The organism is Streptomyces sp. NPDC002809 (genome assembly GCF_040295435.1).
Taxonomy (GTDB): domain Bacteria; phylum Actinomycetota; class Actinomycetes; order Streptomycetales; family Streptomycetaceae; genus Streptomyces.
In genome coordinates this window covers 226,632-245,073 of sequence record NZ_JBEOVJ010000003.1, presented here as the reverse complement: position 1 = coordinate 245,073, position 18,442 = coordinate 226,632, and the positions used below count along the sequence as shown (strand labels likewise).

General features: G+C 71.2%; 18 protein-coding genes. 6 read left to right on the top strand and 12 right to left on the bottom strand.

The features are described 5' to 3' along the window. Positions 1 to 65: 65 nt before the first annotated feature. On the bottom strand, positions 66 to 716 hold the full coding sequence (locus tag ABT025_RS03590; protein WP_350989383.1) for a uridine kinase family protein: 651 nt from the start codon (positions 714 to 716) through the stop codon (positions 66 to 68). Positions 717 to 857: 141 nt separating this feature from the next. On the opposite strand from ABT025_RS03590, the gene ABT025_RS03585 reads away from it, so the two are divergent. After that, positions 858 to 1,274: a hypothetical protein gene (locus ABT025_RS03585; RefSeq protein WP_350989381.1), complete on the top strand. Its 417-nt coding sequence runs from the start codon at positions 858 to 860 to the stop codon at positions 1,272 to 1,274. Positions 1,275 to 1,338: 64 nt separating this feature from the next. Here the strand turns inward: ABT025_RS03585 and ABT025_RS03580 are convergent, their stop codons facing one another. Genes ABT025_RS03580 through deoC form a run of 3 tightly spaced genes read right to left on the bottom strand, consistent with a single transcriptional unit; the run spans position 1,339 to position 4,620 of the window. Next, positions 1,339 to 2,238: an aldehyde dehydrogenase family protein gene (locus ABT025_RS03580; RefSeq protein WP_350989379.1), complete on the bottom strand. Its 900-nt coding sequence runs from the start codon at positions 2,236 to 2,238 to the stop codon at positions 1,339 to 1,341. Further along, positions 2,231 to 3,667, bottom strand: a complete 1,437-nt coding sequence (locus tag ABT025_RS03575) for an aldehyde dehydrogenase family protein (RefSeq protein WP_350989377.1) — start codon at positions 3,665 to 3,667, stop codon at positions 2,231 to 2,233. Before ABT025_RS03575 ends, ABT025_RS03580 begins: the two co-directional genes overlap by 8 nt. Positions 3,668 to 3,672: 5 nt before the next feature. After that, the gene (deoC, locus tag ABT025_RS03570) at positions 3,673 to 4,620 is read right to left on the bottom strand and encodes a deoxyribose-phosphate aldolase (RefSeq protein WP_350989433.1); all 948 of its coding nucleotides are present in this window, start codon (positions 4,618 to 4,620) and stop codon (positions 3,673 to 3,675) included. A 203-nt stretch (positions 4,621 to 4,823) separates the two neighbouring features. Between deoC and ABT025_RS03565 the strand changes: the two genes are divergently transcribed. After that, positions 4,824 to 5,462 carry a PH domain-containing protein gene (locus tag ABT025_RS03565; RefSeq protein WP_350989375.1) on the top strand — a complete coding sequence of 213 codons (639 nt, stop codon included), beginning with the start codon at positions 4,824 to 4,826 and terminating at the stop codon, positions 5,460 to 5,462. Positions 5,463 to 5,598: 136 nt separating this feature from the next. Here the strand turns inward: ABT025_RS03565 and ABT025_RS03560 are convergent, their stop codons facing one another. Then, positions 5,599 to 6,672: a (+)-(1(10)E,4E,6S,7R)-germacradien-6-ol synthase gene (locus ABT025_RS03560; RefSeq protein ID WP_350989373.1), complete on the bottom strand. Its 1,074-nt coding sequence runs from the start codon at positions 6,670 to 6,672 to the stop codon at positions 5,599 to 5,601. Between the two features lie 581 nt (positions 6,673 to 7,253). Between ABT025_RS03560 and ABT025_RS03555 the strand changes: the two genes are divergently transcribed. Next, positions 7,254 to 7,589, top strand: coding sequence for a hypothetical protein (locus ABT025_RS03555; RefSeq protein WP_350989371.1), 336 nt, complete (start codon positions 7,254 to 7,256; stop codon positions 7,587 to 7,589). A gap of 93 nt (positions 7,590 to 7,682) precedes the next feature. Here ABT025_RS03555 and ABT025_RS03550 read toward each other — a convergent pair whose 3' ends face one another. From ABT025_RS03550 to ABT025_RS03540, 3 genes are all read right to left on the bottom strand, one after another. Next, a complete protein-coding gene (locus tag ABT025_RS03550) occupies positions 7,683 to 9,329 on the bottom strand; it encodes a phospho-sugar mutase (RefSeq protein ID WP_350989369.1) in 1,647 nt (548 codons plus the stop codon). 424 nt (positions 9,330 to 9,753) lie between these two features. After that, entirely contained in the window at positions 9,754 to 10,578 is an 825-nt protein-coding gene (locus ABT025_RS03545) for a purine-nucleoside phosphorylase (RefSeq protein WP_350989367.1), read from the bottom strand. A 135-nt stretch (positions 10,579 to 10,713) separates the two neighbouring features. Continuing rightward, positions 10,714 to 11,151: a gamma-glutamylcyclotransferase family protein gene (locus ABT025_RS03540; RefSeq protein WP_136327705.1), complete on the bottom strand. Its 438-nt coding sequence runs from the start codon at positions 11,149 to 11,151 to the stop codon at positions 10,714 to 10,716. Positions 11,152 to 11,402: 251 nt separating this feature from the next. Here ABT025_RS03540 and ABT025_RS03535 point away from each other — a divergent pair, with 251 nt between their 5' ends. Both ABT025_RS03535 and ABT025_RS03530 read left to right on the top strand, forming a co-directional pair. Next, positions 11,403 to 12,842 (top strand): NAD(P)H-quinone dehydrogenase, encoded by a 1,440-nt coding sequence (locus ABT025_RS03535; protein ID WP_350989365.1) that lies wholly within the window; start codon positions 11,403 to 11,405, stop codon positions 12,840 to 12,842. A gap of 198 nt (positions 12,843 to 13,040) precedes the next feature. Then, the gene (locus ABT025_RS03530; protein ID WP_350989363.1) at positions 13,041 to 13,994 is read left to right on the top strand and encodes a DeoR/GlpR family DNA-binding transcription regulator; all 954 of its coding nucleotides are present in this window, start codon (positions 13,041 to 13,043) and stop codon (positions 13,992 to 13,994) included. 135 nt (positions 13,995 to 14,129) lie between these two features. Here ABT025_RS03530 and ABT025_RS03525 read toward each other — a convergent pair whose 3' ends face one another. After that, complete coding sequence (locus ABT025_RS03525; protein ID WP_350989361.1) at positions 14,130 to 14,759, bottom strand: TetR/AcrR family transcriptional regulator; 630 nt, start codon at positions 14,757 to 14,759, stop codon at positions 14,130 to 14,132. Positions 14,760 to 14,921: 162 nt separating this feature from the next. Then, positions 14,922 to 16,676, bottom strand: a complete 1,755-nt coding sequence (locus ABT025_RS03520; RefSeq protein ID WP_350989359.1) for an acetyl/propionyl/methylcrotonyl-CoA carboxylase subunit alpha — start codon at positions 16,674 to 16,676, stop codon at positions 14,922 to 14,924. Positions 16,677 to 17,069: 393 nt separating this feature from the next. Here ABT025_RS03520 and ABT025_RS03515 point away from each other — a divergent pair, with 393 nt between their 5' ends. After that, positions 17,070 to 17,528: a hypothetical protein gene (locus ABT025_RS03515; RefSeq protein ID WP_350989357.1), complete on the top strand. Its 459-nt coding sequence runs from the start codon at positions 17,070 to 17,072 to the stop codon at positions 17,526 to 17,528. 45 nt (positions 17,529 to 17,573) lie between these two features. Here ABT025_RS03515 and ABT025_RS03510 read toward each other — a convergent pair whose 3' ends face one another. Together ABT025_RS03510 and mmpB are read right to left on the bottom strand one after the other, a co-directional pair. Continuing rightward, entirely contained in the window at positions 17,574 to 18,191 is a 618-nt protein-coding gene (locus ABT025_RS03510) for a Maf family protein (RefSeq protein WP_350989355.1), read from the bottom strand. Between the two features lie 58 nt (positions 18,192 to 18,249). Then, complete coding sequence (gene mmpB / locus ABT025_RS03505) at positions 18,250 to 18,378, bottom strand: morphogenic membrane protein MmpB (RefSeq protein ID WP_350989353.1); 129 nt, start codon at positions 18,376 to 18,378, stop codon at positions 18,250 to 18,252. Between the last annotated feature and the right edge of the window lie 64 nt (positions 18,379 to 18,442).

Here is an 18,442-nt window from a genome sequence, read left to right as displayed (position 1 = left end):
GCCCCGCTCCTCGATCGCCGGAGGGGGGGTTGATTCCGCCCCCGGAGGGGCTTGACCTTCTGGGGTCAGTCGCCGGAGGGGCTCACCTTTGCCGCCGCGGGTGTACGGCACCGGCCCGCCGCTGCGGCGGCCAGCCGGCCCAGGGCCTCGGCCCTGCCGCAGGGGTACGCCCCCAGTTCCGCCTGGCGCGCCACGATCCGGCGTTCGGCCCGCATCAGCCGCCAGCCCCGCCGCAGCAGGAACGGCACGGACTTGCGGCCTTCCCGCAGGTCCCGCAGCAGCCGGCGGCGGAACGTCGTCGACGGGCGGCCGCGCAGACACAGGGCGTCCGCCAGGAGGCCCAGCGTCTGGCAGCGCTCGACTATGTCGGCGGCGAAGATCCCCTCGGCCACGAAGAGCGGCGTGCGCTCGATGTGGAAACCCTCGTGCCCCGTTCGGGAACTGGTCGCGATGTCGTACACCGGTACGTCGGTGCGTCCGGTGCGGCACAGCTCCGTGATCGCGGCGACGGCGGCATCGGCGTCCCAGGACTGTGCGGAGTCCCAGTCGATGTCCGTACTGCCGGTGACGAGAGGCAGCGTCGGGTCGCCTGCCTCCTTGTAGAAGTCGTCCAGCCGCAGCACCGGAAGACCGGTACGGACGGCCAGGGATGACTTGCCGGAGCCGGAGGGGCCCGCGAGCAGGACGACGCGGGTCGAAATCGCTTGGGAACTCACAGAACACAAGTGTGAGGCATTGACCCGCACAGGGGATCCCCGGAGGTCCTGTTGGTATCCGGCATCACACCTCAACTACTCTGTGCACTCAACCGATTACTCGATTGATGGTTCGAATCGGCCCGATCAGGTGGGAACTTCATGGCACGTCACGCACTTTCCAAGTCCCGGCGCCGCACTCTGCTGCGGGCAGGTCTGACCGTCACCGCGGTGGGCGCCGCGCTCGGTGCGGGGGGTGCGGTGGCCCAGGCGGCCCCCCTGCCCCTCGTGCAGGCGTCGGGTACGGACACCAGCCTCGGTGAGGCGAGCGAGGCGGCCGGCGGCGCGGTCACCGGCGCGCTCGGCCACTCGCTCGACAACGGCATCGCGCCCGTGACCCATCTGCGGCTCGACCCGCTGGCCGGCACGGGTGTGGACCCGCTGGACAACGCGGTGGGGACGCAGGTCGCCGACTTCAAGCCCGTCTCCACCGCCGCCGTCACCGATCCGGTGACCAGTGGCGGTGCGCTGAAGGACCTGCCCGTGGTGGGGCAGGTCGCGGGTCTGCTGCACGGCTGACGCGGAAGCGGCCCGTGCCCCCGGATCCGTAGGTCCCGGGGCGCGGGCCGCTGCTGTGCCGGCGTCAGTACGAGGAGCCCGACACGCCCAGCGCGCCTGTCGGGTGCCAGACGGTCTTGGTCTCCAGGAACGCCGTCAGCCGGCGGGTGCCGGGATCGGTCGACCAGTCACCGTCGCCGTCCACAGCCTGTGGACGGGAGACCCGCTTCAGGTTGTCCGCCGCCGCGATCTCCAGCTCCTTCGCCAGTTCCGCGTCCGCTCCCGTCAGGTCGATGCCGTTCACGTCCTGGTGGGAGGCGAGCGGCGCGGCGATCTCCGCCGTCTTCCCCGACAGGATGTTGACCACGCCGCCCGGCAGGTCCGAGGTGGCCAGCACCTCACCCAGCGACAGGGCGGGCAGCGGGGACTGCGCCGAGGCCACGACGACCGCCGTGTTGCCGGTCGCGATCACCGGTGCGAGCACCGAGACCAGGCCCAGGAACGAGGACTCCTGCGGGGCGATGACGGTCACGACCCCGGTCGGCTCGGGGGTCGAGAGGTTGAAGTACGGTCCCGCGACCGGGTTCGCCCCGCCCACGACCTGGGCGATCTTGTCCGTCCAGCCCGCGTACCAGACCCAGCGGTCGACCGTCGCGTCCACGACGGCCGCGGCCCTGGACTTCGAAAGACCCTCGGCCTCCGCCACCTCGCGGACGAACTGCTCCCGGCGGCCCTCCAGCATCTCGGCGACGCGGTAGAGGATCTGGCCGCGGTTGTACGCGGTCGCGCCCGACCAGCCGCCGAACGCCTTGCGGGCGGCCACGACGGCGTCCCTGGCGTCCTTGCGGGATGACTGGGGCGCGTTCGCCAGCCACTTGCCCTTGGAGTCGGTCACCTCGTACACCCGGCCGCTCTCGGAGCGGGGGAACTTGCCCCCGACGTACAGCTTGTAGGTCTTGAAGACGCTCAGTCGCCCGTCAGACATCGAGGTAGGCCTCCAGACCGTGACGGCCGCCTTCGCGGCCGAAGCCCGACTCCTTGTAACCGCCGAACGGCGAGGTCGGGTCGAACTTGTTGAACGTGTTGGCCCAGACGACGCCCGCCCGGAGCTTGTTCGCCACCGCGAGGATGCGGGAGCCCTTCTCCGTCCAGATGCCGGCCGAGAGGCCGTACTGGCTGTTGTTGGCCTTGGCGACCGCTTCGTCCGGCGTACGGAACGACAGCACGGACAGCACCGGGCCGAAGATCTCGTCGCGGGCGACGGTGTGTGCCTGGGTGACGCCGGTGAAGAGCGTCGGGGCGAACCAGTAACCGGCGGAGGGCAGCTCGCACGGTGCCGACCAGCGGTCAGCGCCCTCGGCCTCGCCCGTCTCGACGAGCGCGGTGATCCGGGAGAGCTGCTCCTCGGAGTTGATCGCTCCGATGTCGGTGTTCTTGTCCAGCGGGTCCCCGAGGCGCAGCGTGGACAGCCGGCGCTTGAGGGAGTCCAGCAGTTCGTCCTCGACCGACTCCTGGACCAGGAGCCGCGAGCCTGCGCAGCAGACCTGGCCCTGGTTGAAGAAGATGCCGGTGACGATGCCCTCGACGGCCTGGTCGATGGGCGCGTCGTCGAAGACGATGTTGGCGCCCTTGCCACCCAGTTCGAGGGTGGCCTTCTTGTCGGTGCCGGCGATCTGGCGGGCGATGGCCTTGCCGACCGCGGTCGATCCCGTGAAGGCGATCTTGTTGACGTCCGGGTGCTCGACGAGGGCCGATCCCGCGTCCCCGTACCCCGTCAGGATGTTGACGACGCCCCTGGGCAGGCCCGCCTGGCGGCAGATGTCCGCGAAGAAGAGCGCGGACAGCGGGGTCGTCTCGGCGGGCTTCAGCACCACCGTGTTGCCGGTGGCGAGCGCCGGGGCGATCTTCCACGCGAGCATCAGGAGCGGGAAGTTCCACGGGATGATCTGGCCGGCCACGCCGAGCGGACGCGGATTCGCGCCGTAGCCCGCGTGGTCGAGCTTGTCGGCCCAGCCCGCGTAGTAGAAGAAGTGCGCGGCGACCAGCGGGAGGTCCGCGTCGCGGGTCTCCTTGATCGGCTTGCCGTTGTCGAGGGTTTCGAGGACGGCGAGCTCGCGGCTGCGTTCCTGGATGATCCTGGCGATCCGGAACAGGTACTTGGCGCGCTCGGAGCCGGGCAGCGCCGACCACTTCTCGAACGCCCTGCGGGCCGCCTTGACGGCCCGGTCCACGTCCTCGGCGCCGGCCCGTGCGACCTCGGAGAGCACCTCCTCGGACGACGGGCTGACCGTCTTGAAGACCTTGCCGTCGGCGGCGTCGGTGAACTCGCCGTCGATGAACAGGCCGTACGAGGGGGCGATGTCGACGACGGAACGGGATTCCGGCGCCGGTGCGTACTCGAATGCAGATGCCATGGGAATCAGTCCACCGTCACGTAATCGGGGCCGGAGTAACGGCCGGTGCTGAGCTTCTGGCGCTGCATCAGCAGGTCGTTCAGCAGGCTGGAGGCGCCGAAGCGGAACCAGTGGTTGTCCAGCCAGTCCTCGCCCGCCGTCTCGTTGACCAGGACGAGGAACTTGATCGCGTCCTTGGAGGTGCGGATGCCGCCGGCCGGCTTCACGCCGATCTGGATGCCGGTCTGCGCGCGGAAGTCGCGCACCGCCTCCAGCATCAGCAGGGTGTTCGCGGGGGTGGCGTTGACCCCGACCTTGCCGGTCGACGTCTTGATGAAGTCCGCGCCCGCCAGCATCCCGAGCCAGGAGGCGCGGCGGATGTTGTCGTACGTGGACAGCTCACCGGTCTCGAAGATCACCTTCAGGCGCGCGGAGCCGCACTCGGCCTTCACGGCGAGGATCTCCTCGTACACCTTCAGGTAGCGGCCGGAGAGGAAGGCGCCGCGGTCGATCACCATGTCGATCTCGTCGGCCCCGGCCGCCACGGCGTCGCGGACGTCCGCGAGCTTCACGTCGAGCGCGGCGCGGCCGGCCGGGAAGGCCGTCGCGACGGACGCCACCTTCACGCCGGAACCGGCCAGGGCGGCGACCGCGGTCGCCGCCATGTCGGGGTAGACGCAGACCGCCGCGGTGCGCGGGGTCGTGCGGTCGGTGGGATCGGGATGGACGGCCTTGGCGGCGAGCGCGCGGACCTTGCCCGGGGTGTCCGAGCCTTCCAGCGTCGTCAGGTCGATCATCGAAATGGCCAGGTCGATGGCGTACGCCTTGGCCGTCGTCTTGATCGAACGGGTTCCGAGCGAGGCGGCGCGCGCTTCGAGGCCGACGGCGTCGACGCCGGGCAGCCCGTGCAGGAAGCGGCGCAGCGCACTGTCGGACGCCGTCGCGTCGGCGAATGCGGGAGCAGTGGTGGGCATGGTCACCAGATGAGCATATCTACGCGCGTAGCGGCCTGTACAGGGGCCCCGCCCATTCGCGCATCGCGCGGCCCCGCGGCGCGACGCGAACGCGCGTACGGGGCCCGTCCTGCCGGTCTCCGCACGCGCGTCCGACGGTCTCCGTACGCGTGTCCGGGCGGCCGCCCCCGCGTCCGGCGCGCACGTCAGGCAGAATCGGGCTCATGACGAGCCCCACACCGCCCTCCGAGCCCACCTACGCCGACCGGACGTACCGGTCGCCCGGCGGGCTGGTCGGGGGTGCCCTGCTGCTCCTGCTCGTCTGCTGGATCGGAGTGGACGCCGTGATCCGGGGCGAGGGTCGCACGCCGTGGCTGGCCCTGGCCGCGCTGCTCACCGTGGTGCCGCTGGTCGTCGCCTTCACTCTGCGCCCCGTGGTGCGCGCCGACACCGAGCGTATCCGGATCCGCAACCCGTTCCGGACGATCACGCTGCCGTGGACCGACGTCGCGGAGGTCCGGGCCGGGTACTCGACCGAGCTCCTCACGCGCGACGACGAGAAGTTCCAGCTCTGGTCCGTCCCGGTGTCGCTGCGGCAGCGCAAGAAGGCCGCCCGTCACCAGTCCCGGCAGTCGATGGACGACCCGTACCGCAGGACGTCCGTCACTGCCGACGTGCGCGACACGAAGGCGCGGACGGCGGCCGCCGACCAGGCGGTCGCCGACCTGAGGGCGCTGGCCGAGCGCGCGGGCGACAATCCCGCCGCCGAGGGCACCCTCAAGTCGGTGCGCTGGGCGTACGAGATCATCGCACCGGCCGTGGCGGGCGCGGTGCTGCTGGTCGTGCTGCTCGCGATCGGCTGACGGGCCCCTCGCGGCCCGGGCGTCCGTGTCCGGGCGGCAGACGCCCGGACACACCCGGGCACAGACCTCGGCTGCGGACGCCCCCGGCCACAGACGCCGGCCGCAGACCCCGGCCGCAGACGCCGCGGCCGGGGGATCACCGGTCCTTGAGCAGGGTCCACCACCAGGCGATGCTGGCGATCGGCAGAGGCTGGTCCGCTTCCCGCTCCTGGAAGGGGGAGGTGGCGCTGCCGGCGGGCAGGTCGGCGGGATTCTCCGGATTGACGTAGCGGTTGGTGGTGAGGGACCAGTCGTAGTCGGCGCGGATCCAGTGGTCGCAGTCCGCGATCCAGCGGTGGAGTTCCGGGCCGGCGTCGCGCAGGATCTGGTCGCGCAGGCGGAGGTAGAGGGTCATGGCGCGGGTGTGCATCATGGCGGTCGCGCTGACCGCTTCGGCGAGGGAGCACTTCTGCTCGTACGCGATCAGGTCGACGATGTTTCCGTATCCCTCTTGGCTGCGTTGGCGCTCCTTGTGGTAGGACACCAGGTCGTTCGACCAGCCGATGATCGAGGCGAAGACCTCGACGAACCCGCGGACGTCTTGGCGCTCGTAATCGGCCGCGGGGAGGTCGTATCCGTGGATGATCTCGCTGAGGGTCGAGAAGATCTTGACTGCGGAGGAGTCGAGCCGGACCGCCAGGTGGTCGGAGAGGGTGGGAATCCTTCCGTGGGCGCTGTTGGCGGCCATCCATACCTGGCCCTGGAGGTAGGCGCGGAATCCGGCGGCCCAGCGGGCGGTCTGCACGGGTGTGGTCAATTCGTCGAGCCGCAGGCGGAGCTCCAGCAGGGCGGCGCTGTAGCTGTCCTCGGTGACAGCGGCCCAGGGGACTTCGATGATGCGCTGGAGCTTGGTGATGATGAGCAGGGTGGCGTCCGGGGATGCCGAGACCGGCCCCTCGTCGCAGTACTCGTCGTCGAAGGCGAAGAGCCACATCAGGAAGTCCGAAGTCCACTGAAGGGCGGCGAGGCGCCCGGACGGTGCACCGCGGCTGGTTATCTCCCCGACGGAGATGCGCGTCAGCCGTTCGCGCTGCGCCCGGTCGGAGTACAGGCCGAACCGATCGAGCCAGGCAGCCGAGCGTTCGTCGATCTCACGCCAACTCGGGTGGATCCCCGACGGGAGTGGAACCCATAGCTGCGGGATCTTCGGTGCTGGAGCTGGGGAGGTCATCTACCACCCTTTCGAGTGCACTTTTCGATAGCGCTAAGTCCCGGAAGTTATCAAGCTGTCCGAGGAACAGGAACAGCCGTTTTCGGCCGGGATGGCCTGCGGACCGGTGCTCTTTCCCTCCTGGGGTCGGGCATTTCTGGCCATGTCTCCGGCGCCTGCGAAACCGTGCGGGTGGTGGATCGCGCCTCGTTCGCGAATGGTCTTTTTCGGCACGTAGTTGGCCCGAAAGTGACTCTTGCCGGATCGGGGCCGACCGATTCCGAGGTGGGCGAACAGGCCCCGCCGGCAACGGGTTTGTTCAACGGGCGGATGGGTGAAGCGAGTTGGAGGTGAAGGTGGAGGCCGGGTGTTCTCCGGGGCCGGGACCTTCTCCGGAACCGGGACCTTTTCCGCCAGGGGCCGGACCGTAGGGGCGGACGTCCGGCCCGGCGGGCTCGGGGACCGCGGTCCGCGGACCGGGACACCCGGATGCGCCGTGGGCATGCGGCCGTCCCGGGCGCGTGTCTGAATGATCAGGTGCGCAGTCGTGCGAGCCGTTCGGCGTCGCACCGTCCGTGGAGCGGCTCGCACACGCTTCCCCCGTGCTCGAAGAGGTGCTGGGCGCCCCGTTCGTCCTCGCCCGCGACGGCGCTGACGTGCACTGGCGCGAGCGCGGGTACGGGCAGATGATCCTGGCGGGCCCGAGGACGCCGACCGTGAAGACCTCCGGGGCGGACAGCACCTCCAGGACATCCGCGTGCCGGGTGACGAAGACGCCGAGGGGGGTGGCGAACACGGGCCGCTTCGCACGCAGCTCCCGGAAGAGCCCGGCCCTGTCCGTGGCCGTCTTCCGGCGGAGCAGGTCGATCCGCCGCGGTGCGTCCGACTCGGGGACCGCGTCGTACGCGGCGAGGAAGTCCAAGGTGATGACCGCCTGAGATGGGAGGGTGAGCGGCCCGGACACCGGCTTCACGTACCCGATGCGTACCTGATGCGTACCCGATGCGTACGTGAGCCGGTCCTTCCCCGGATCAGATCCCGGCCGCGGCCGCCAGGTCCCGCTTGATGCCGGACAGCAGCTCCGTGCCCTTCGCTCGGGCCGCGGGCAGTTCGGCCGCCGAGGCGACCGGCACCACGACCTCCAGGTAGCACTTGAGCTTCGGCTCGGTGCCGCTCGGGCGGACGATCACCCGGGCGCCCTCCAGGTGGTAGCGCAGCCCGTCGGTGGGCGGCAGGAGCGCGGTGCCGTGCGACAGGTCCTCGGCCGAGGTGACGGCCAGGCCCGCGAGTGCCGTCGGCGGCTGCTCGCGCAGGCGGCGCATGGCGTCCGCGATGACGGACAGGTCCTCCACCCGGACCGACAGCTGGTCGGTGGCGTGCAGCCCGTGCTCGACCGCGAGGTCGTCCAGCAGGTCGAGCAGCGTGCGGCCCTGTTCCTTGAGTACGGAGGCGAGTTCGGCGACCAGGAGCGCGGCCGTGATGCCGTCCTTGTCGCGGACGCCGTCCGGGTCGACGCAGTAGCCGAGCGCCTCCTCGTAGCCGTACCGCAGACCCTCCACGCGGGCGATCCACTTGAAGCCGGTGAGCGTCTCCTCGTAGCCGAGGCCCGCCTTCTCCGCGATCCGGCCGAGGAGGGACGAGGAAACGATCGACTCGGCGAGGACGCCGGTGACACCGCGTCCGACGAGGTGGGCGGCGAGCAGTGCGCCGACCTCGTCGCCGCGCAGCATCCGCCAGCCGCCGTCCGCCGCCGGGTCCGGGACGGCGACGGCGCAGCGGTCCGCGTCCGGGTCGTTGGCGATGATGATGTCCGGGTCCGAGCGGCGCGCGGTGGCGAACGCGAGATCCATCGCGCCGGGCTCCTCCGGATTGGGGAAGGCCACGGTGGGGAACGCGGGGTCGGGCTCGGCCTGTTCGGCGACGAGGACCGGGGCGGGGAAGCCGGCTCGGTCGAAGGCGGCGGTGAGCACGGACGTGCCGACGCCGTGCATGGCCGTGTAGACGACGCGGGCGGTGCGCGGCGAACCGTCGGCCAGTACCGCGTCCGTGCGTGCCAGGTAGGCGTCCAGGACCTCGTCGCCGAGGGTCTCCCAGCCGCTGTCGGGGCGGGGCACGGTGTCCAGTGGGCCGACCGCGGCGATGGCGGCGGCGATCTCGCCGTCGGCCGGCGGCACGATCTGCGAGCCGTCGCCGAGGTAGACCTTGTAGCCGTTGTCGCGCGGCGGGTTGTGGCTGGCGGTGACCTCGACGCCCGCGACGGCCCCCAGATGCCTTATGGCGTACGCCAGGACGGGGGTGGGGAGCGGGCGGGGGAGCACGGCTGCCCGCAGGCCGGCGCCGGTCATCACGGCGGCGGTGTCCCTGGCGAAGTCGGTGGACTTGTAGCGGGCGTCGTACCCGATCACGACGAGGCCGCCGTCCTGGCCCTGGTCCTTCAGGTACGCGGCGAGCCCGGCGGCGGCACGGATGACGACGGCGCGGTTCATCCGCATCGGGCCTGCGCCGATCTCACCGCGGAGTCCTGCGGTGCCGAACTGGAGCGTGCCGGCGAACCGTGCGCCGAGCTCGTCGAGGTCCTCGGCTTCGATGAGCTTGGCGAGCTCGTCGCGGGTCTCGGGGTCGGGGTCCTCGGCGAGCCAGGTCCTGGCCCGGGCGATGAGGTCCTGCTCCTGCTGCACGGTGGTCCGCCTTTCGGGGGGTGGGGTGCGGTGAGTCGAAGTGCGGTACGGGTGGGGTGCGGGTGGGGTGCGCCTGCGGTGGGTCTTGTCCCCTGCCCGCCCCTTCCCGTAACCGGGGCTCCGCCCCGGACCCCGCGCCTCGAACGCCGGCGAGGCTGGAAGGGGGGCTGTACCGCCGGACCCCGCGCCTCAAACGTCGGCGAGGCTGGAGGTGGGGGCTGCGCCCCAGTCCTCGCGCCCCCCGACACCGGCGAGGCTGGAGGTGGGGCAGTACCGCCCGGGCCTCGCGCCTCGAACGCGGCGGCGAGGACGGGACTCCGCGCCGAAGGGGCGAAACCCCAGCCCCGGCCCCCGGACGGCGTCCGGGGGACTGAGGAGTGCGGGCACGGGGCAGCGCCCCCGGAACGGCCGGAGCCTGGTCGGATCAGATCCGGTCCAGGACCCTCGCCAGCAGCGCTCCCATCCGGGTCGCCGAGTCGCGCCCCGCCTGCAGTACCTCTTCGTGGTTCAGCGGCTCCCCGCTCAGCCCCGCCGCCAGGTTCGTCACCAGGGAGATGCCCAGCACCTCCGCACCGGCCTCGCGGGCCGCGATGGCCTCCAGCACGGTGGACATGCCGACGAGGTCGCCGCCCATGACCCGGACCATGTTGATCTCGGCCGGGGTCTCGTAGTGCGGGCCGGGGAACTGCACGTACACGCCCTCTTCGAGGGTCTCGTCGATCTCCTTGCACAGCGCCCGCAGCCGCGGGGAGTACAGGTCGGTCAGGTCGACGAAGTTGGCGCCGATGATCGGCGACGCCGCCGTGAGGTTGATGTGGTCACTGATCAGGACCGGCTGCCCGGGGCGCATGCCCTCGCGCAGGCCGCCGCAGCCGTTGGTCAGCACGACGGTCTTGCAGCCCGCGGCGACGGCGGTACGCACTCCGTGCGCCACGGCTGCGACGCCACGTCCCTCGTAGTAGTGCGTACGGCCCAGGAAGACGAGGGCGCGCTTCTCGCCGATGCGGTACGAGCGGATCGTGCCGCCGTGACCCTCGACGGCAGGGGCCGGGAATCCGGGCAGGTCCGTGACCGGGAACTCGGCCTCCGGAGCACCGAGCGCATCGCCGGCCGGCGCCCAGCCGGACCCCATCACGAGGGCGACGTCGTGGGTCTCGGCACCGGTCAGCTCGCGCAGGCGGGCGGCGGCGTCGGCAGCGGCGGCGTGCGGGTCGCCCTGGATGTGGTCCGGAATAACTGATGCGTTCACGCGGATGAGCGTAACCGCTGATTCCCTACGCGCGTAGATGCTCCTGGACAGAGTCTCGCCGTGTTCGTTCGTGTGTTCCCACAGTCACCTGGCGATGATCATGCGAAAGAGCAGATCAGAGCTGCCCCGCGCAGCTCAGCAGGGGCGCTTGCGGAGTTCCATCACATAATCGTGCGGCGCGCCCGCGGAGTCGGCCGCGTCGGCCACCTCGCCCAGATAGCGGGCCGACGGCAGGCCGCCCTCGTATCCGTTCAGCACGTACATCCAGGCCGGCTCCTCGCCGTCCAGGGTGTGCACCCGGACCCGCATGCGGCGGTAGATGTCCAGGCCGACGCCCTCCCAGCGGTCCATGGAGTCCTCGTCCATCGGCGCCAGGTCGTACAGGGCCACGAAGACCTGGGAGCGCGGCGCCTCGACCACCGTGGCCAGCGCACCCTCCCAGCCCATCTGCTCGCCGCCGAACGTCAGCCGCCAGCCGTTCAGCCAGCCGGTACCGCGCAGCGGGGAGTGCGGTGCGCGGCGCGTCATCAGCCGCGCGTCGAGGTTGCCGGCGTACGCGGCGTAGAGCGACATGGGATCGAGGGTACGGGAGGTGGCACCGGGAGCGTCGATTCCTGAGAGGAACAACCCCGCCCGGGGGTCGGATGCACCGGCCGCTGCCCGTGTCCGCGGCGCTCCGGCGCACGTATGGAGGGCCCCGGGGCGAAGCACCTTGGCGCGTGCGGGACAATGAAGTACGTACTGCATTCCCCCGGGGCGGCCCCCCGGACCCCCGGCCGGGACAGCAGACGGCCGCGGGACGAGAAACGCGAGGCGGACTTTTCGTGACCCGGATCGTGATCATCGGCGGCGGACCCGGCGGGTACGAGGCGGCATTGGTGGGCGCCCAGCTCGGCGCGGAGGTGACCGTCGTCGACTGTGACGGCCTCGGCGGCGCGTCCGTGCTCACCGACTGCGTGCCCTCGAAGACCCTGATCGCGACGGCAGAGGTGATGACCACCTTCGACTCCTCGTACGAGGAGCTCGGCATCATCGTCGCGGACGACACGCCGCACATGGAGCAGGCGGCGCGTGTGGTCGGCGTCGACCTGGGCAAGGTCAACCGACGGGTGAAGCGCCTGGCGCTCGCCCAGTCCCACGACATCACCGCCTCCGTCACCCGGGCGGGCGCACGGGTGATGCGCGGGCGCGGCCGTCTGGAGGGCCTCCAGGCCGCCGACGGCTCCCGCCAGGTCGTCGTCACCGCGGCCGACGGCACGGAGGAGACGCTCACGGCGGACGCCGTGCTGATCGCCACCGGCGGCCACCCCCGGGAGATCCCGGACGCGCTCCCCGACGGTGAGCGGATCCTGAACTGGACCCAGGTCTACGACCTCGACGAGCTCCCCGAGGAGCTCATCGTGGTCGGCTCGGGTGTCACCGGCGCCGAGTTCGCCGGCGCCTACCAGGCCCTCGGCTCCCGCGTCACCCTCGTCTCCTCCCGCGACCGGGTGCTGCCGGGCGAGGACCCGGACGCGGCGGCCGTCCTGGAGGACGTCTTCCGGCGCCGCGGCATGAACGTGATGGCCCGCTCCCGCGCCCAGTCCGCCAAGCGGGTCGGCGACCGGGTCGAGGTGACCCTCGCCGACGGCCGGGTCATCACCGGCTCGCACTGCCTGATGGCGGTCGGCGCGATCCCGAACAGCGCCGGCATGGGCCTGGAGGACGCCGGGGTCCGGCTCAAGGACTCGGGCCACATCTGGACCGACAAGGTCTCCCGCACCAGCGCGCCCGGCGTCTACGCCGCCGGTGACGTCACCGGGATCTTCGCCCTCGCGTCGGTCGCCGCCATGCAGGGCCGGATCGCGATGTACCACTTCCTCGGTGACGCGGTGGCCCCGCTGAACCTGAAGACGGTCTCCTCGAACGTCTTCACCGATCCCGAGATCGCCACGGTCGGCTACAGCCAGGCCGACGTCGACGCCGGCAAGATCGACGCCCGGGTCGTCAAGCTCCCGCTGCTGCGCAACCCCCGCGCCAAGATGCAGGGCATCCGCGACGGCTTCGTCAAGATCTTCTGCCGTCCCGGAACCGGCATCGTGGTCGGCGGCTGCGTCGTCGCGCCGAAGGCGAGCGAGCTGATCCACCCCATCTCGATCGCGGTCGACAACAATCTGACCGTGGAACAGATCGCAAACGCCTTCACTGTGTATCCCTCCCTGTCGGGATCGATCGCGGAAGTGGCCCGTCAGTTGCACACCCGGAAGCAGGCGGGCGAGGGGTAACCACCTCCGGGGGAGCCCCGGGAACCCGGCATTCCCCGGCAACCCCCGGCAACTCAGGCGGTCCGTTGACCGCCGCTCGATCAGTACGGAACAACAACGGGGCCGCCTATACCACTTGGCGGCCCCTTGTATGTACAACTTCTGTTATTCGGCGCAAACAGCTGAAAACGCTCGGGCGGTCACGTTACTGTCAGTTCTGTGTTCGCTGCAGAACGTCGTCAGTTGATCCTCGAAATGGTGCGTGCCAACGGGGCGGTATCGCTCCGTGAGCTCGCCCGCGTCGTCCAGACCTCCGAAGTGACCGTACGGCGGGACGTGCGGGCACTGGAGGCAGAAGGACTCCTCGACCGCCGGCACGGCGGTGCGGTCTTGCCGGGCGGTTTTACGCGGGAGTCCGGCTTTCCACAGAAATCCCATCTCGCCACCGCGGAGAAAACGGCCATCGCCGACCTGGCCGCCGGTCTCGTCGAAGAGGGCGAGGCCATCGTGGTCGGCGCCGGTACGACCACGCAGGAGCTGGCCCGCCGGCTCGCGCGGGTCCCCGGTCTGACCGTGGTCACCAACTCACTGCTCGTCGCCCAGGCGTTGGCCCATGCCAACCGGGTGGAAGTGGTGATGACCGGGGGCACCCTGCGCGGCTCCAACTACGCCCTGGTGGGCAGCGGGGCCGAGCAGTCGCTCCAGGGGCTGCGGGTCTCGCGCGCCTTCCTGTCCGGGAGCGGGCTCACCGCCGAACGCGGACTCTCCACGTCCAACATGCTCTCCGCGAGTGTGGACCGGGCGCTGGTGCAGGCCGCGGGGGAGGTGGTGGTCCTCGCCGACCACACCAAGCTCGGCTCCGACACCATGTTCCAGACCGTGCCGACGGACCTCATCACCCGTCTGGTGACCGACGAACCGGCCGCGCACGACGACCGGGCGGCCGCGGAGCTGCAGGCCCTGGCGGACCAGGGCGTGCAGATCGCGGTTGCGGGCGCCGGAGGCGGCCCCGCCTCGGCCGACCCCGCGCCACCCGGCAGGTCCGCCCGCCGCGACATGCCCCTGCCGGGGCAGCGGCGGACGCACGCGCAGCAGGTGCGGGGGGCGGCGGTGCTGGCGGAGCAGGGCGGTCAGGCGGACCGGGCGAGAGTGGCGGACCTGCGCCGCAGGTAGCGGGTTTCGGGGGCGCAGCCCCCCGGGCTGTGTTCGGTCCGGGCCTGCGCTCGTCAGTCGCCGGAGGGGCTTGAGCTGTCCGGGCCTGCGTTCGTCGGTCGGCGGTGGGGTTCGATCTGTCCGGGCCTGCGCTCGTCAGTCGCCGGAGGGGACTGTATGCCCGGGGTTCGGCCGCCCCTTCAGGCCCTGCAGCGTCAGCGTCAGCAACCGCTCCGCCAGCTCCGGATCGTCCGGCGACTGCTCGGCGGCCAGCGCGATCGCGTTCGTCAGCTGCATCAGGTCGTCGATGGACACGTCGGCCCGCACGGCCCCGCTCGTCTGCGCCCGGCGCAGCAGCACCGAACCCGCCTCGCGCAACGGCACATTGCACGGCGAAAGAGCCGAGGTCTCGTCGCGGCACGTCGACATGAGCGCCTGGGCCAGCCCCCGGTACTCACCCGCATGAGTGATGAGCGCGCCCAGCCACTCCACCAGGCCGGTGCACGGCTGCTCCGCCTCGGCCAGTTCGCGGGAGCGGGTGATCAGGGAGGCCACCGCCTCCTGGAAGACCGCGCTCATCAGTGCGTGCCGGGTCGGGAAGTGCCGATACAGCGTGCCGATGCCCACGCCCGCCCGCCGCGCGACGTCCTCCAGGGACGCGTCGGTGCCGTGCTCGGCGAAGGAGTCGCGGGCCTCGGTGAGCAGCCGGTCGTAGTTGCGGCGCGCGTCGGCGCGCATGGGCTTGTCCGGCGTGCGGACCGGTGTCCGTGCCGTACTCGTCGCCATTGCGCAGTCCTCCCTGTGTCCGCCCTGGGGTCCAGGATGCCATCGTGCAACCGGAGTCGCCCTCCGTAACATCGAACGGCCGGACTGTGACCAGAAATGACCGGCGCCCCGGTCACGTCCGAGGACATGAGCGGGGCGCCGGTGGAACAGGTGTCGCGAGGATCAGTCCTTGATCTCGCAGATGACGGCACCGGAGGAGACCGAGGTGCCGACCTCGGCGGCGAGACCCTTGACCGTGCCGGCACGGTGGGCGTTGAGCGGCTGCTCCATCTTCATGGCCTCAAGGACGACGATCAGATCGCCCTCCTTGACCTCCTGGCCCTCCTCCACGGCGATCTTCACGATCGTGCCCTGCATCGGGGAGGCGAGGGTGTCGCCGGAGGCTGCGGAGCCGGACTTCTTCGCCGCGCGGCGCTTGGGCTTGGCGCCCGCCGCGAGGCCCGTACGGGCCAGGCTCATGCCCAGCGACGAGGGCAGGGAGACCTCGAGACGCTTGCCGCCGACCTCGACGACGACCGTCTCGCGGCCGGACTCCTCGTCCGCGTCCGCGTCGGCGGGAGCGGCGAACGGCTTGATCTCGTTGACGAACTCCGTCTCGATCCAGCGGGTGTGGATGCGGAACGGGGCGGAGGTGAACGCCGGGTCGACGACGACCGCGCGGTGGAAGGGGATGGCGGTGGCCATGCCCTCGACGTTGAACTCGGCCAGCGCGCGGGCCGCGCGCTGCAGCGCCTGCTCACGCGTCGCACCGGTCACGACCAGCTTGGCGAGCAGGGAGTCCCAGGCCGGGCCGATGACCGAGCCGGACTCCACGCCCGCGTCGAGGCGGACGCCGGGGCCGGTCGGCGGGGCGAAGACCGTGACGGTGCCGGGGGCGGGCAGGAAGCCGCGGCCCGGGTCCTCGCCGTTGATCCGGAACTCGAAGGAGTGGCCGCGCACCGCCGGGTCGTCGTAACCCAGCTCCTCGCCGTCGGCGATACGGAACATCTCGCGCACGAGGTCGAGGCCGGTGACCTCCTCGGTGACCGGGTGCTCCACCTGGAGGCGGGTGTTCACCTCCAGGAAGGAGATCGTGCCGTCCGTGCCGACCAGGAACTCGACCGTGCCGGCGCCGACGTAGCCGGCCTCCTTCAGGATCGCCTTGGACGCCGCGTACAGCTCCGCGTTCTGCGCCTCGGACAGGAACGGGGCCGGGGCTTCCTCGACCAGCTTCTGGTGGCGGCGCTGGAGCGAGCAGTCACGGGTGGAGACGACGACCACGTTGCCGTGGGTGTCGGCCAGGCACTGGGTCTCCACGTGCCGCGGCTTGTCGAGGTAGCGCTCAACGAAGCACTCCCCGCGCCCGAACGCGGCGACGGCCTCACGGACCGCGGAGTCGTACAGCTCCGGGATCTCCTCCAGCGTGCGCGCGACCTTCAGCCCGCGCCCGCCACCGCCGAACGCGGCCTTGATCGCGATCGGCAGCCCGTGCTCCTCGGCGAAGGCGACGACCTCGGCGGAACCCTCGACCGGGTCCGGGGTGCCCGCGACGAGCGGGGCGCCGGCGCGCTGGGCGATGTGACGGGCCGCGACCTTGTCACCGAGGTCCCGGATCGCCTGCGGCGGCGGGCCGATCCAGGTGAGACCGGCGTCGAGCACGGCCTGGGCGAACTCGGCGTTCTCCGACAGGAACCCGTAACCCGGGTGGATCGCGTCCGCCCCGGAGTCCTTGGCCGCCTGGAGCACCTTGGCCATGTCCAGATAGCTGGCGGCCGGGGTGTCACCGCCCAGAGCGAATGCCTCGTCGGCCGCACGCACATGCAGAGCGTCGCGGTCCGGGTCTGCGTAGACGGCCACGCTCCCGATTCCCGCGTCCCGGCAAGCACGGGCAACACGGACAGCAATTTCGCCACGGTTGGCGATGAGCACCTTGCGCACGATGGCTCCCTCCTTGAAACAAGCTGAGTTTAGGGACAACCGACACGGCCTTACGACCCGTCCCCAATGGTGAGCTTGCCCACACGGAGTGTGATTCGAGGCTTGCTCGAGTCGCGAAATCCCTTGTGGCACCACGGTACGCCGGGAACCATGACCGCACAGTAGCCACGAGGTGTGGTCCAGGTCTCTGTCGGACCGGGCTGCGACTTCCCGTGTTTCTTTGTGGACTTCCTACTAAGGGGCGCGTGATTCTTTGCCCGACGCACGAGGGCGCGCACAAGGGGGGCGCGAAGCCGGGGCGGGCGGGCGCGCGAAGGGCGCGCCGAACCCCTTGTCCGGAGCATTACCCGTTAGTAGGGTCCGCGCTATCGCACGTACTGCAGGTAACAGGGGGTGAGCACCGTGGTGCGCAGGCCGGTGGCTTTCATAGCCGCGCTCGTGTTGTTCGCGGAAGCCGTGGGCATCGTGATCATCAATGTGGTCCTGGGAACGGTCGTGAAGAACCAGGACATGTCCCTGGCCGGCACGGACCCCGGCGTCATGTCCAAGGGGACCTGGGCGCTGGGCGGCATCTCGGGACTGTTCCTGGTGCTGTGCGGCGTGCTGCTCCTGCTGGCCGGCATCCGTGACCGGGCCCCCGGCCGTGCCGCCCGGACCGTGCTCATCTCCTGTGCCGTCATCCACGGGGTGCTGGGCGCCCTGACGGTGGGTCTGGTGGGCTGGTCCGCGTTCGCGGTCATGATGGTGGTGCTCGGCCTCGTCGTGTGGACCCTGGTGGCGTACGGCCCCGCCGACCGGCGACCGGCCACCGCTGTCGAGCCCGAGCAGCCGACGGCCCCGGCCCCTGCCTGACCGGCAGGGCACGCCCCGGTCCCGGAGGCCCCGGTCCCGGAGGTCTCAGACCCAGAGGTCGGTGACCTGGACCCCCAGCTCGCCCAGCAGCCGCCGCAGCAACGGCAGCGAGAGGCCGATGACGTTGCCCGGGTCGCCGTCGATGGAGTCCACGAACGGCGCCGAGCGCCCGTCGAGGGTGAAGGCTCCCGCGACGTGGAGCGGTTCGCCGGAGGCCACGTAGGCGGCGACCTCGGCGTCCGACGGCTCACCGAAGCGCACCGTCGTGGACGCGGTCGCGGAGGCGGTGCGCCCGCTCTCGGTGTCGATCACGCTGTGACCGGTCTGCAGGACCCCGGAGCGCCCCCGCATGGACTTCCAGCGGGCCGTGGCCTCCTCGGCGTCGGCGGGCTTGCCGAGCGCCTCACCGTCCAGTTCGAGCACCGAGTCGCACCCGATGACCAGCGCTCCCGCGGCCTCCGGCCGCCCGGCCACCGCCGCGGCCTTGGCCCGTGCCAGCACGAGCGCGAGCTCCGCCGGAGTCGGGGCGCTCAACGCGTCCTCGTCGACCCCGCTGACGATCACCTCGGGCGCGAACCCGGCCTGCCGCAGCAGACCGAGACGGGCGGGGGACTGCGAGGCGAGCACGAGACGGCGGCGAGCGGGATCAGTCATGGGCGCCATCGTACAAATCAGCCGGTGCGGCGAGGACCGCACCCGGGAACGCCGGCCGCCGCTGCCGTCACCGAGTCCCGAGCGCGATCATCGCGACCACCATGGCGAGCGCGAGCACCAGCCACGCGCGCCGCATCATGTCCTGGGCGTCGCGCAGTTCCTTCGGCGGCTTGTTCTCGGGGTCGGACCACAACATGATCCGATCCTGCTGCGGGCATCGCCGTCACGCCTGAGTACCCGTACTCAGCCGCCCTGGTGCT

What these genes read in the sequence shown, in the direction of transcription:
- ABT025_RS03585 (WP_350989381.1), top strand. Translation starts at nt 858, where the DNA reads ATGGCACGTCACGCACTTTCCAAGTCCCGGCGCCGCACTCTGCTGCGG.
- ABT025_RS03580 (WP_350989379.1), bottom strand. Translation starts at nt 2,238, where the DNA reads ATGTCTGACGGGCGACTGAGCGTCTTCAAGACCTACAAGCTGTACGTC.
- ABT025_RS03525 (WP_350989361.1), bottom strand. Translation starts at nt 14,759, where the DNA reads ATGGCGACGAGTACGGCACGGACACCGGTCCGCACGCCGGACAAGCCC.
- mmpB (WP_350989353.1), bottom strand. Translation starts at nt 18,378, where the DNA reads ATGTTGTGGTCCGACCCCGAGAACAAGCCGCCGAAGGAACTGCGCGAC.
- ABT025_RS03510 (WP_350989355.1), bottom strand. Translation starts at nt 18,191, where the DNA reads ATGGCGCCCATGACTGATCCCGCTCGCCGCCGTCTCGTGCTCGCCTCG.
- ABT025_RS03540 (WP_136327705.1), bottom strand. Translation starts at nt 11,151, where the DNA reads ATGTCGCTCTACGCCGCGTACGCCGGCAACCTCGACGCGCGGCTGATG.
- ABT025_RS03565 (WP_350989375.1), top strand. Translation starts at nt 4,824, where the DNA reads ATGACGAGCCCCACACCGCCCTCCGAGCCCACCTACGCCGACCGGACG.
- ABT025_RS03560 (WP_350989373.1), bottom strand. Translation starts at nt 6,672, where the DNA reads ATGACCTCCCCAGCTCCAGCACCGAAGATCCCGCAGCTATGGGTTCCA.
- ABT025_RS03575 (WP_350989377.1), bottom strand. Translation starts at nt 3,667, where the DNA reads ATGGCATCTGCATTCGAGTACGCACCGGCGCCGGAATCCCGTTCCGTC.
- deoC (WP_350989433.1), bottom strand. Translation starts at nt 4,620, where the DNA reads ATGCCCACCACTGCTCCCGCATTCGCCGACGCGACGGCGTCCGACAGT.